Source organism: Parasphingomonas frigoris (assembly GCF_036663815.1).
Lineage (GTDB): Bacteria > Pseudomonadota > Alphaproteobacteria > Sphingomonadales > Sphingomonadaceae > Sphingomonas.
This window is the reverse complement of sequence record NZ_JAXOJQ010000002.1, coordinates 386446-398410: the sequence shown is the minus strand read 5'-3', so window position 1 is coordinate 398410 and position 11965 is coordinate 386446. Positions and strand designations below refer to the sequence as shown.

The window sequence follows — 11965 nt, the reverse complement described above, 5'->3', positions numbered from 1 at the left end:
GCAGCATAGACAGTATTTTGACATTCGTGATTGTCTGCTAGAAAGTCCGGTATGCTTTACAACGCTTACGAAATGCAGAAGTCGATGCTGGCCGGCGCCAGCGCCATGGCCGATTTCAGTGCCGGACTGCTGAGCAATCCCGCCAATCCCTTCGCCTATTTCGGTGGTGGCGCGGTGCTCGGCTCCGCGCTCGAGGTGTTTGCGCACGCCGCGGCGCCGCGCGGCAAGCCCGCCTTCGGACTCGACAGCACGACGGTCGATGGCGCCGAAGTGGCGATTGTCGAAGACGTGGTACTGCGCAAATCCTTCGGGCAACTCAAGCGCTTCCGCCGTGTTGGCGTCGAGGGCGGCCCCAAGCTGTTGATCGTCGCGCCGATGTCGGGACATTATGCGACGCTGCTGCGCGGCACGGTCGAGCGGATGCTGCCGGTCGCCGACGTCTACATCACCGACTGGCGCGACGCGAAGCTGGTGCCGATGAGCGACGGCAAGTTCGATCTCGACGATTATGTCGATTATCTGATCGAATTCCTCGAGGCGATCGGCCCGAACGAAGGGCAGGGGGGCACGCACATGCTCGCGGTCTGCCAGCCGTCGGTGCCGTGCTATGCCGCGGCCTGCGTGATGAGCGCCGACAACAATCCGTGCCGCCCCAAGACGCTGACGATGATGGGCGGGCCGGTCGATACGCGCGAGGCGCCGACCGCGGTCAACACGCTGGCGACCGAGCGGCCGCACAGCTGGTTCAGCCAGAACGTCATCGCGACGATCCCGGGCAATTTCCCGGGTGCCGGGCGCCGCGTCTATCCCGGCTTCCTGCAGCTTGCCGGCTTCATGTCGATGAACCTCGGCAACCATATGATGTCGCATTACGAGCTGTTCAAACATCTCGTCCAGGGCGAGGACCTTCAGGCCGACTCGACCAAGGCATTCTACGAGGAATATCGCTCGGTCTGCGACATGACCGCCGAATTCTACCTGCAGACGATCGATGTCGTGTTCCAGGACCATGCGCTGCCCAAGGGCACGATGACGCACCGGGGACGCGTGGTCGATCCGGCCGCGATCACCGACATCGCGATCCTGGCGATCGAGGGCGAGAAGGACGATATTTCGGGGCTGGGCCAGACCAAGGCAGCGCTGACGATCGCGACCAGCCTGAGCGACGACAAGAAGCGCTATTACATGGCCGAGGGTGCCGGGCATTACGGCATCTTCAACGGCTCGAAGTGGCGCAACAAGGTGGCACCGGTGGTCGAGGAATGGATGAAGGCGCACGGCTGACGCCGCGCGCTTTCTCGTAGGTATTTCGTCGGCCCTGTCTTCGGTGAAGGCAGGGCCGAACCGTTTTTGTCAGGCTGCGGTCGTGTCGACGACGGCGTGGCTGCCATTCTCGTCGGACTTGATCGTGCCGCCGACCAGCATCTTGAGGCGACCCGACAACGAGATGTCGGTTTCCCACAGCTCGGCATTGTCGATCTTCAGGCGCAGCAGCGCGAGGTTGGGATCTTCCTTGCCGCCGGGAAACCAGGCCTCGACCTGCTTGTTCCAGAGCTTGTCGATCATCGCGCGGTCGTTGTCCTGCGCGATCGTGCCGGCGATGCAGGCGAAGAAATCGTGACCCTTGGACACGAACTGCGCCATCACCTTGCCGCCACCGATCAGGCGATTGTCCTTGCCGACGAAGAAGAACAAGGTGTCGACCAGATCCTTGTCGAGCTGTGCGGTGAGCGGCTCGCTGTGCGACGATCCGTCAGCCGGACCGACCATCAGGAAGGGGCTGTCGGCCATCTTCTTCCACAGCGTCTGGGTGATTTCGTGCGTGTCGGCCATGGGCGTCTCTCCTGAAGGATGGTTCGGGAAGGAAACGACGGAACGCGGGGTTGGTTGCGGGGCGTGATGTCAGGCGGCATGCTTGCTAGGGGAAAGGGGCGTCTCGTTTAGCGAAACGCGCTTTGAGCAAGACTGTGTCCTATCGACTCGGTCGAGCAGTCCGGTTTCAAGCGTATTGGGCCCCGGCTGCTAGCACAACCGGGGCCCATACGAGAGGCGCCTATGACGTCGCCGTGAGATGAATACGCGGTACGAAGCCGCGTTTCAATTACAGGACCTCGAACAGCCCGGCCGCACCCTGGCCGCCGCCGATGCACATCGTCACGACGACATACTTCGCGCCACGACGCTTGCCTTCGATCAGCGCGTGGCCGGTCGCGCGGGCTCCGGTCATGCCATACGGATGGCCGATCGAGATCGCGCCGCCCGAGACGTTGAGCAGCTCGTTCGGGATGCCGAGCTTGTCGCGGCAATACAGCACCTGCACCGCGAAGGCTTCGTTGAGCTCCCACAGGCCGATATCGTCCATCTTCAGGTTGAAGCGCTCGATCAGCTTGGGGATCGCGAAGACCGGGCCGATGCCCATCTCGTCGGGCTCGGTGCCCGCGACAGCCATGCCGACATAGCGGCCGAGCGGCTGGAGACCACGCTGCGAGGCGATCTTCTCTTCCATCAGCACCGACGCCGACGAGCCGTCCGACAGCTGCGAGGCGTTGCCTGCCGTCACGTTCATGCCCGGGCCCATGACGGGCTGGAGCGCCTGCAGGCCCTCGAGCGTGGTCTCGGGGCGGTTGCCCTCGTCCTTCGACAGCGTCACCTGCTTGTAGGTGACTTCCTTGGTCTCCTTGTTGGTGACCGCCATGTTCGCGGTGACCGGGACGATCTCGGTATCGTAGTAACCGGCGGCCTGCGCGGCCGCGGTGCGGCGCTGCGATTCGAGCGCATATTCGTCGCACACTTCGCGGCTGATATTGTAGCGCTTGGCGACCGTCTCGGCGGTGGCGAGCATCGACATGTAGACGTCCTTGTGCATCGCGATCAGCTCGGGATCGGGCGCGACGCGCATCTGCGGGGTCTGGACGAGGCTGATGCTCTCGACGCCGCCGCCGATGGTGATGTCCATGTTATCGGTGATGATCTGCTTGGCGGCGGTGGCGATCGCCATCAGGCCCGAGGCGCACTGGCGATCGACCGACATGCCCGGCACGGTGACGGGGAGCCCTGCGCGCAGCAGCGAGGTGCGCGCGATGTTGCCGGCCTGGTGCCCCTGCTGGAGCGCGCAGCCGAAGACGACATCGTCGACCAGGCCGCCTTCGATCCCGGCGCGCTCGACCGCGGCCTTGATCGCGTGGCTCGCCAGCGTGGGGGCGGGGGTGTTGTTGAACGCACCGCGATAGGCGCGGCCGATCGGGGTGCGGGCGGTGGAGACGATGACGGCGGAACGCATGGGTTTCTTCCTTCTTGCAAACCCTCTCCCGCCTGCGCGGGAGAGGCTACGGAGACTTGGTCCGCCGTCTTCCGGCGGGCCTAGTCGCAGTCGGTGAGGGTCTTCTTCTGCTTCGCGCGTCGATGAGAAGAAGGCCCTCACCCAACCCTCTCCCGCGAAGGGCGGGAGAGGGCCACGGGCTGCGACGGTTCAAACGAAAATCTGCGACATCCATTCCGAGATCATCGCGGGCTTTTCCTCGCCTTCGATCTCGACCGAGAACTCGTTGGTCTGCTGCCACTGGCCCGGGCGCTTCTCGTCGAAGCTCAGCAGCTTGAAGCGCCCGCGGACGCGCTTGCCCGAGCGGACCGGCTGGAGGAAGCGGACTTTGTTGCCGCCATAGTTGACGCCCATCTTGACGCCCTCGACCGTTACCGGATCGATGATCTTCGACGCGAGCAGCGGCATCAGCGACAGCGTCAGAAAGCCGTGCGCGATCGTCCCGCCGAACGGCGTCAGCGCCGCCTTGGCCGGATCGATATGGATAAACTGGTGGTCGCCCGTCGCATCGGCGAACTTGTCGATCATGTCCTGGCTGACCTCGACCCAATCCGACACCTGCTCGGTGCCGATCCGGCCGGCCATTTCCTGTGCTGTTACAGTCGTCACGGCATCCCCCAAAGCTGGCGCCATCGCTATATTCCTTGCAAAGGCGCTCGGCAGCGCAAATGGCATCCGCCGTGCTCTTGCGCAAGCCTCACCCGACCGGAAACCGGAACGTTGCCTTAGCCGTAGCGTCCAATGCCCGTAAATCCATACGCTTGCGCCACCGTGCGAGCGAACCCGATGTTCTAAACGCGCTGCTTGCCGCGCCGCGCTGACGCCCGAGTCGCGCGACTGCACACCAAGGCACGCGCTCGGGCTGCTCAGCCGTTACGAAGCTGGAATTTGACCGGCGAAAGCGACCGGACGGATCGGATCAGGCGCTAGCCGTGGCCTGAGTCGCCATCGGCCGCCGAGCTGCTGGGGCTCGCCCCGGTACCCTGGCGGGTTTCGGGAACGGACGGCGGCGCCGCTTTGCCGGGGGTCGGGTGCGGATCGGTCTGCGCGTAGGGAAGCACCATCTCGCCGTCGGGCGCGGCAGTGAAGCTGGTCTGCGTCGGATAGGCCAGGCTGATCCCGGCCTCGTTGAGGCAGCGGATGATCGCCAGCCCGACGAGATGCCGTGCGTCGTAAAACTCCTGGAAGGCGGCGCTCGGCGAATCGAACTCGATGTCGAAATCGTAGCTGCTCGCGCCGAAGGTGGTGAAGCCCGCGCGGACGAACTTCATGCCCTTTTCCTCGATCACGTCCTTGATCATCGTCGGGAGCGCTTCGAGCGTCTCGATCGGGGTCCACTGCACGATGCCGAGCGTGAACACGACGCGGCGATAGGCGCGCTGCGTATTGTTGATGATTTCCTTTTCGAGCAGCTGCTTGTTGGCGACGATCCGCTCCTCGCCGGTGACGCCGCGGATGCGCGTCGACTTGAGGCCGATCGCCTCGACCGTGCCCGAGCTCTTGTCGTAGCTGATCGCGTCGCCGCGCCGGAATGGCCGATCGAAGATGATCGCCAGCGCTGCAAACAGATCGGCGAAGATGCCCTGTGCCGCCAGACCGATCGCGATGCCGCCGACGCCGAGCCCGGCGATGAGGCCAGTGACGTTGACGCCGAGATTGTCGAGCACGACGATCGCCGCGATCGCGAACACCGCGAAACCGACGAGGATGCGGATGATCCCCATCGCGCTGCCGATCGCCTCGCCCGAATAATGCTCGCCGGCGGTGCGATATTCGATCGCGCCGATGATGATCTCGCGCGCCCAGATCGCGCCCTGATAGCCGGCGGCCAGGATCCACAGGAAGTTGATCGTGGAGCGGACTTCGGACGGCGTGCCCGCGAAATTGGCCGCGCTGACCACCTTCACCGCGAGGATCACCATGAAGATGTTGCCCGTGGCGACGACCGCGCGCGCGATGACCGCGATCCAGCGATTGGGTCCGCTCGGGCGCGCGCAATATTTGCGCGCGAGCCGGCGGATGAAATGCAGGGCGACGACAATCGCGCTGGCGACCGCCACCGCGATGATGATCTGGAGCCACTGTGTCCCGATCCAGCGATAGGTCGTCGCAATCAGGCTGCGGATCTGATCGTCGAAATTGCGCACGCGGATCGGCGGCAGGAGCGCGGCGGTCTTGTTGGTCATCGGTAGCTACTTTCAGGCGGCCCGGGCGGGGACCGTCGGCGTGCCGGTTTCGAGGTAGGCGATCAAGCCGCGTTCGGCACGCGACAGATGCTGCGTGCTGCGCGGCAGGCGCAAGCCGGCGCGGAATGCCGCCTGGCCGTCCTTCGCCAGAGCGAGCAGCGCCGGGTGGACATAGGATTTGCGCGCGATCGCCGGGGTGTTTCCAAGCGCTTCGCACACCGGCAGAAGCATCGTCTTGAGGCTGATGTCCTTGGGTGCGCTGGCCAGCGCCTCGAAGGCGAGCACGCTCGCGCTCCAGGTACGGAAATGCTTGGCGGTGAAGTCGGCGCCCATCGCCTCGCGGATATAGGCATTGACGTCCGACGAGGTCACCGGATGCGCCACGCCGTCGGCGTCTATCCAGCGGAACAGATGCTGGCCGGGCAGATCCTGGCAGCGCTTGACGAAGCGGCTCAGCGAGCCGTCGGTGATCGTCAGGACGCGCAGCTTGCCCGACTTGGCCTTGAACTGCAGCTTGAGCGACTGGCCTTTCAGCGCGGCATGGCGCTTGCGCAGCGTCGTCGCGCCGAAGCTCTTGTTCGCCTTCACATAGCCTTCGTTGCCGATGCGGACCTTGCCGAGATCGAGCAGCCGGACGACTGCGGCGACCGCGGTGTCCTTGCCGATCCCGCGCTTGGCGAGATCGGCGGTGACGCGCGCGCGCAATTTGGGCAGCGCGTGGCCGAACGGCGCGCACAGCTCGTATTTCGCGGCTTCCTGCGTCTCGCGGAAGGCGGTGTGGTAGCGATATTGCTTGCGGCCCTTCTCGTCCCAGCCGACCGCCTGGATGTGGCCGCTGGCGCTCGGGCAGAACCAGGCGTCGCGATAGGCGGGGGGCAGGCCAATGGCGTTGAGCCGGTCGATCTCGTCGCGATCGGTGATGCGCGCGCCCGTCACGTCGAAATAGCCCCAGCCGTGGCGCATCTGCTTGCGGGTGATGCCGGGGTCGCTGTCGTCGTGATAGGAAATGGCGGTCATGATCTTTGTGAATGCACGGGCCGTCGCATCGTTCCGGAACGCCTGCCGGGCATCGGGGGTTGAGCGCTCCGAACCCCCCAGCCCCCCATCAAGCCGGAGACTTCCCCATGGCCGACCTTTCCACCGCACATGTGCTGATTATCGCGACCGACGGTTTCGAGCAGGTAGAGCTGTTCGAGCCGCGCCAGGCGCTGCTCGATGCCGGCGTCAAGGTGACGCTCGCCTCGGACAAGACCGATCCGATCCAGGGCATGAACCACGACCACAAGGGCGACACGATCACGCCCGACATGCTGCTCGACGATGTCGATACCGAGGATTACACCGCGCTGCTGCTGCCGGGTGGTGTCGCCAACCCCGACACGCTGCGGATGAACGATCGCGCGATCGAGATCATCGAGGAATTCGCCGATGACGAGAAACTGATCGCCGCGATCTGCCATGCACCGTGGCTGCTGATCGAGGCCGACGTCGTCGACGGGCGCCGCATGACGAGCTGGCCGTCGGTGCGCACCGACCTCGCCAATGCCGGTGCCGATGTCGTCGACGAGGAAGTGGTGATCGACGGATCGTTCATCATCAGCCGCAAGCCCGACGACATCCCCGCCTTTAACAAGGCGATCCTGGCAGCGCTTCAGGAAGAGCTGGCCGACGCCTGATCGCGCGTCCCCGCCCGCCGCATGCGGGCGGGGAGCCGGTTCATCCAGTCCTGCGCGGGGCGCTCGACCAGATGGGTCAGCGCCACCGAGCAGCCAAACACCAGCGCCAGATACAGCGCGGCGAGGATCGGCGGCACCGCGCTGGCATCGTCGATCAGCGCGAGCTTGCAGACGACGAACAGCAGGAAATGGCAGAGATAGGTCGCATAGCTGATCTCGCCGAAATAGTGCAGCGCCGGACCCTCGAGCGGGTTGCCGCGCCGCCCCGCGGTGAGGGCGAGCAGCAACAGCCCCGCGGCGAAGGCGGCAGGCACGGCCAGCGTTTCGGGCACGCCGCTTCGGGTGGCCACGAGCAAGCCGATCATCACCGCTGCGGCACCCACCGAGGGCAGGGCAGGCGCATCGCGCCACCGTTCCCACACGGTAGCGATCGCGCCGCCGACGGCGAATTCGATCAGGCAGCGCCGCAACCCGAAAATCCAGATGTCGTTCCCAAGGCTCGCCGAGCCGCCCATCAGTGCGTGCAGCAGGACGAACAGCGCCGCACAGACGAGCAGGATCGCCCAGCTCGGGAGGCGGCGCCAGTCGAACCAGAATGCCACCAGCGGAAACAGCAGATAGGCTGCCCATTCGGTGCTGATCGACCAGCTCGGGTCGTTCCAGGTGAGCCGGGTGGTGAAGCCCCAATTCTGCACCAGCAACACCTGCAGCGGGAGCTCCAGAAACGGATAATGGCCGGCATCATGGCGTCCAGTCGCGGCGAGCGCGCAGGCGAGGGCGACGGTGGCGCCGAGCATGACCAGATGCAGCGGCCAGATCCGCGCGAGCCGTCGCCACAGAAAGCCCGGCACCGCGCGGACTCCGCCGCGCCGCAGCCGCACCGACCAGCTCAGCCAAATGACGAAGCCCGACAGCAGGAAGAAGAAATCGACCGCCAGATACCCTTTGGCGAACAGCGCGGCGAGCGGGGCAGGCAGCCAGTCGAGCGACAGCCGGATGTGGAACAGCACGACGCACCACGCGGCGATCCCGCGCATGCTGGTGAGCGCCCGCAATTCGTGGTGGCGCGGCGCGGGCGTGGCGGTGGGGACGGGGTTGGCGGGCGTCATACGGTTGCGGGTTGCGAAACGGCACCCTTTCGCTTGGGTCGCCACGCCTGCGGGGCGCGCTTGAGCGCGAGATAGCTGTCGAGCCCGATCTGCGCGCCGATCAGCATATAGACGAACGGCTGGAACGCGATGCCGACGAACGCCGCGCCGAGCAGATAGACGATGTGCGCCGATTGCAACGCGCCGGCGAGCGGGGTGACCCAGCCATAAGTCTCGGTCTGCTTGCGGTAGCGGCGTCGCAGCACCTCCATCCGGACGATGCCGATCAGACTGATCGCCAGCCACAGCAACAGGCCGGGGAAGCCCTGTTCGCCGAGCATCTCGAAATAGGCGCTGTGGAAGGCTCTGGCCTGGTCGACGGTCAGCTTGCGGTCGACGGTGGAATTGGCGGCGCTGCCCTCGACGCGTTCGGTATCGTAGCGGATCTTGTTCTGGCGATACATTTCGAAGCCGCCGCCGAGCGGATGCTCCTTGGCATATTGCCACGTCCAGCCCCACACCGCGATCCGCGTCGAGGCGGATTCGTCGGCCTTGTAGGTCTTGATCGTGCTCATCCGGTCGGTGAAGGCCGAGGGCAGGAACGGCACCGCGATCATCCCCGCCACGCCGAGCAGGCAGAGATAGAGCACCTTGCGCTTGGTATCGCGCAGCAGCAGCACCGCGACCAGGCCGATGCACAGCAGGCCGGTGCGCGTCGACGTGCCGACCGGGATCAGCAGGCACGAGAAGACCAAAGCGTAGCAGAAGCCCTTCACCTTCCAGTCGGGCGGGAAGATCGTGCCATATTTGGTGAACCACAGGATCAGCGGGATGATCGCGACCGCGACGGTCGAGATGGTAGAGCCCTCGTAAAGCCCCGAATTGTTCGACACCATCAGGTTGAGCGAGCCGTAGCCGCCACCGCCGCTCGCCAGCGTCTTGATCCCGCCGACGATGATGATCGACGCGGCCGACGCGACCATCACCAGCAGCAACGCCTCGATCCGCAGCTTGGTACGCAGCGTGAAGGGCAGGAAGGCGGCGAACGCCAGGCATTTCCACACCCAGCCCCATTTATCGAGCGCCTCGACCGGGAAGTCGGCGGTCAGCGTAGTGCAATAGCAATAGACCAGGAGCAGCCCGATCAGGCACTGCCGCGGGGTGACGCGCAGCCCGGTCTTGTCGTCGGCAATCGCCCAGCCGCCGACGGTCAGCACGACCGCGATCAGCGAGATCGGCACCGAATTGAGCAGCACATAGGTCAGCCGCTGCGGTGCGACGACGTCGATATAGACATAGGCCAGCACGAACAGGAACGGCCGCCGAAACCCCGCCGCGAAGAATGCGGCGAGGAACGCGACGAAGACGAGATCACGCAAGCGGGCGGCCCTTCTTGCGCGGGGGACTGGCATCGCCCGGGGCGACCTCGCGATCGAGGTCGGGACGGCGCAGCAATTTCCACACGGTCAGCGCGATCAGGCCGTGGCTGATCGCGAGCGCGAGATTGTCGATCATGGGTCGCGCTCCTGTATTTCGTGTGGCGGGCCTGTCTGCTACCGCGCGCGGGGTTGAGGCTCCGTTAAGCAGTCGCGCGTTAGGACGCCACATGCGCATTCTTCATCTTCTGGATCACGGCCTGCCGGTACAGAGCGGCTATACTTTCCGCACGCGCGCGATCCTCAAGAGCCAGATGCGGATGGGCTGGAGCGTCGCCGCGGTCACCGGTGCGCGCCACGGTCGCTCGGAACTGGCCGAGGAACACATCGACGGGATCGATTTTTTCCGCACCCCGGCCGTTCCCGCGCTCCCGACGCCGTTGGGCGAACTGCGCGAGATCCACGCCTTTGCGAAGCGGATCGCGCAGGTGGTCGATCGCTTCAAGCCCGATATCCTGCACGCCCACTCGCCGGTGCTCGATGCGCTCGCTGGCCTGCGCGTCGCGCGATCGCACAAATTGCCACTGGTGTACGAGATTCGCGCGTTCTGGGAGGATGCTGCCGTCGGCAACTGCACGTCGCGCGAGGGATCGTTGCAATATCGCGCGACTCGCGCGCTGGAAACCTGGGCGGTCAAGCGCGCCGACGCGGTGGCGGTGATCTGCGAAGGGCTACGCGGGGATCTGGTCGCACGCGGCATCGATCCGGGCAAATTAGTGGTATCGCCCAACGGCGTCGACCTCGCGCTGTTCGGCGAACCGCTGCCCTACGACACCGAAATCGCCGAGTCGCTCGGGCTCGACGGGGCCGAGGTGATCGGCTTCATCGGCAGCTTCTACGATTATGAAGGGCTCGACGATCTGATCGCGGCGATGCCCGCGCTCGTTGCGGCGCGGCCGGCGGCGCGACTCGTGCTGGTCGGCGGCGGGCCGATGGAGGAGGCGTTGCGCGCGCAGGCCGCGGCCTCGCCGGTCGCCGCGCAGATCCACTTCGTCGGGCGCGTGCCCCATACCGAAGTCGACCGCTATTACAGCGTGATCGACGTGCTCGCCTATCCGCGCAAGGCGATGCGGCTGACCGACTTGGTGACCCCGCTCAAGCCACTCGAGGCGATGGCGCAGCGACGGCTGGTCGCCGCGTCGGATGTCGGCGGGCATCGCGAGCTGATTCGCGACGGCGACACCGGCACGCTGTTCGCACCCGACAACCCCGCTGCACTGGCGCGGGCGCTGGCGGCTTTGCTCGCCGACCGCGACAGTTGGGCCGGGCGACGCGAGCGGGGCCGCGCCTTCGTCGAGGCGGAGCGTAACTGGGCGGTTAATGTTGCGCGTTATGCGCCTGTTTACCAAAAACTCACGGCTGGTAATGCAGTATGCGAATCATGGCCGGCTCCTCTCCTTCCCAACGCCTGATCCTCCCGCTCGCGCCGCTGGTGGCGGGGATCATCGGCGTGCTCACCGCCGCGATGTTCGCGCTGGTGCCGATCGACCTGCTCGAATCGATGGTGGTCGACAGCGGCATCGCCGCGGTCCTGCCCGCGGCCGCGCCTCCGCTGGGCCTCACCGCGCGCGCCGCTCTCGTCCTGCTGTGCGGCGGCGGAATCGCGCTGGTTGCGTGGTTCGGCCTGTTCCTGCTGTTCGGTAGCCGCACGATCGTGCTGCAACGCGCGCGCAAGGGCGACGACGAAGCCCCGGTGCTGCGCCGCGCCGATGCGCATCCCGATGCGCCGTCGCGTCGCCCGCTGTTCGCCAATACCGATCTCGGCACGCCGTTCCTCGAAGTCCGCGCACCGGCGCATCGGCGCGAGACGCCCGCCGCCGAAACACCGCCGGTCGCGCTCACGCCGTTCGACGATGCGCCCGAACGCGCGTTGCCGGCCGATCTCGACCAGCCTTTGTCGGCCTATGATCCCGCCGCCGTCCGGGCGGCCGCCGTCGCGGCACCGGAGGCCGATGCGCCGGTCGAGCCCGTCGGTCCGCGACCGTTGCCGCGCCGCCAGACCTTTGACGAGGCCGAGCGGTTCGAGACCTTCCCTTTGCCGCTTCCCGGCGCCGCCGCGGAACGAGCGACGGCGCAGCCGATGCCGATCCGCGTCGAGCAGCCACGCGCCGACCCGTCGGATACGATCAACGCCTTGCTCGACCGGCTCGAGCGCGTCGTCGCGCGCCGTGATCCGGCCGCGCAGATCGCCCCGCCGCCCGCCACCAGCGCAGCGGCGCTGACCGACCTGCCGCATCTGGTGCCGCGCGCCGGCTGACCG

The 11965-nt window shown here is 66.1% G+C and carries 12 protein-coding genes; 4 read left to right on the top strand and 8 right to left on the bottom strand.

Going from position 1 to position 11965, the window contains the following annotated elements:
* Positions 1–51: 51 nt before the first annotated feature.
* Positions 52–1284 (top strand): polyhydroxyalkanoate depolymerase, encoded by a 1233-nt coding sequence (locus U1872_RS07240; RefSeq protein ID WP_332792214.1) that lies wholly within the window; start codon positions 52–54, stop codon positions 1282–1284.
* A gap of 69 nt (positions 1285–1353) precedes the next feature.
* On the opposite strand, the gene U1872_RS07235 is transcribed toward U1872_RS07240, so the two are convergent.
* From U1872_RS07235 to U1872_RS07215, 5 genes are all read right to left on the bottom strand, one after another.
* Positions 1354–1833, bottom strand: coding sequence for a pyridoxamine 5'-phosphate oxidase family protein (locus U1872_RS07235; RefSeq protein WP_332792213.1), 480 nt, complete (start codon positions 1831–1833; stop codon positions 1354–1356).
* A gap of 268 nt (positions 1834–2101) precedes the next feature.
* Entirely contained in the window at positions 2102–3280 is a 1179-nt protein-coding gene (locus U1872_RS07230; protein ID WP_332792212.1) for an acetyl-CoA C-acyltransferase, read from the bottom strand.
* A 189-nt stretch (positions 3281–3469) separates the two neighbouring features.
* A complete protein-coding gene (locus tag U1872_RS07225; RefSeq protein WP_332792211.1) occupies positions 3470–3952 on the bottom strand; it encodes a MaoC family dehydratase in 483 nt (160 codons plus the stop codon).
* Between the two features lie 293 nt (positions 3953–4245).
* Entirely contained in the window at positions 4246–5505 is a 1260-nt protein-coding gene (locus U1872_RS07220) for a mechanosensitive ion channel family protein (protein ID WP_332792210.1), read from the bottom strand.
* 12 nt (positions 5506–5517) lie between these two features.
* Positions 5518–6522: a DNA topoisomerase IB gene (locus U1872_RS07215; RefSeq protein ID WP_332792209.1), complete on the bottom strand. Its 1005-nt coding sequence runs from the start codon at positions 6520–6522 to the stop codon at positions 5518–5520.
* Between the two features lie 107 nt (positions 6523–6629).
* Between U1872_RS07215 and U1872_RS07210 the strand changes: the two genes are divergently transcribed.
* A complete protein-coding gene (locus U1872_RS07210) occupies positions 6630–7181 on the top strand; it encodes a type 1 glutamine amidotransferase domain-containing protein (RefSeq protein WP_332792208.1) in 552 nt (183 codons plus the stop codon).
* Here the strand turns inward: U1872_RS07210 and U1872_RS07205 are convergent.
* The 3 genes from U1872_RS07205 to U1872_RS07195 are packed head-to-tail and all read right to left on the bottom strand — an operon-like array spanning position 7157 to position 9784.
* On the bottom strand, positions 7157–8290 hold the full coding sequence (locus tag U1872_RS07205) for an acyltransferase family protein (RefSeq protein ID WP_332792207.1): 1134 nt from the start codon (positions 8288–8290) through the stop codon (positions 7157–7159). The genes U1872_RS07210 and U1872_RS07205 overlap by 25 nt on opposite strands.
* The gene (locus tag U1872_RS07200) at positions 8287–9648 is read right to left on the bottom strand and encodes a putative O-glycosylation ligase, exosortase A system-associated (protein ID WP_332792206.1); all 1362 of its coding nucleotides are present in this window, start codon (positions 9646–9648) and stop codon (positions 8287–8289) included. Before U1872_RS07200 ends, U1872_RS07205 begins: the two co-directional genes overlap by 4 nt.
* On the bottom strand, positions 9641–9784 hold the full coding sequence (locus U1872_RS07195; protein ID WP_332792205.1) for a hypothetical protein: 144 nt from the start codon (positions 9782–9784) through the stop codon (positions 9641–9643). The genes U1872_RS07200 and U1872_RS07195 overlap by 8 nt, the downstream gene beginning before the upstream one ends.
* 91 nt (positions 9785–9875) lie before the next feature.
* Here U1872_RS07195 and U1872_RS07190 point away from each other — a divergent pair, with 91 nt between their 5' ends.
* Positions 9876–11117, top strand: a complete 1242-nt coding sequence (locus U1872_RS07190; protein ID WP_332792204.1) for a TIGR04063 family PEP-CTERM/XrtA system glycosyltransferase — start codon at positions 9876–9878, stop codon at positions 11115–11117.
* A complete protein-coding gene (locus U1872_RS07185; protein ID WP_332792203.1) occupies positions 11087–11962 on the top strand; it encodes a hypothetical protein in 876 nt (291 codons plus the stop codon). Before U1872_RS07190 ends, U1872_RS07185 begins: the two co-directional genes overlap by 31 nt.
* Positions 11963–11965: the final 3 nt, after the last annotated feature.

What these genes read in the sequence shown, in the direction of transcription:
- U1872_RS07220 (WP_332792210.1), bottom strand. Translation starts at nt 5,505, where the DNA reads ATGACCAACAAGACCGCCGCGCTCCTGCCGCCGATCCGCGTGCGCAAT.
- U1872_RS07230 (WP_332792212.1), bottom strand. Translation starts at nt 3,280, where the DNA reads ATGCGTTCCGCCGTCATCGTCTCCACCGCCCGCACCCCGATCGGCCGC.
- U1872_RS07195 (WP_332792205.1), bottom strand. Translation starts at nt 9,784, where the DNA reads ATGATCGACAATCTCGCGCTCGCGATCAGCCACGGCCTGATCGCGCTG.
- U1872_RS07240 (WP_332792214.1), top strand. Translation starts at nt 52, where the DNA reads ATGCTTTACAACGCTTACGAAATGCAGAAGTCGATGCTGGCCGGCGCC.
- U1872_RS07235 (WP_332792213.1), bottom strand. Translation starts at nt 1,833, where the DNA reads ATGGCCGACACGCACGAAATCACCCAGACGCTGTGGAAGAAGATGGCC.
- U1872_RS07210 (WP_332792208.1), top strand. Translation starts at nt 6,630, where the DNA reads ATGGCCGACCTTTCCACCGCACATGTGCTGATTATCGCGACCGACGGT.
- U1872_RS07185 (WP_332792203.1), top strand. Translation starts at nt 11,087, where the DNA reads ATGGCCGGCTCCTCTCCTTCCCAACGCCTGATCCTCCCGCTCGCGCCG.
- U1872_RS07215 (WP_332792209.1), bottom strand. Translation starts at nt 6,522, where the DNA reads ATGACCGCCATTTCCTATCACGACGACAGCGACCCCGGCATCACCCGC.
- U1872_RS07225 (WP_332792211.1), bottom strand. Translation starts at nt 3,952, where the DNA reads ATGGCGCCAGCTTTGGGGGATGCCGTGACGACTGTAACAGCACAGGAA.
- U1872_RS07190 (WP_332792204.1), top strand. Translation starts at nt 9,876, where the DNA reads ATGCGCATTCTTCATCTTCTGGATCACGGCCTGCCGGTACAGAGCGGC.
- U1872_RS07205 (WP_332792207.1), bottom strand. Translation starts at nt 8,290, where the DNA reads ATGACGCCCGCCAACCCCGTCCCCACCGCCACGCCCGCGCCGCGCCAC.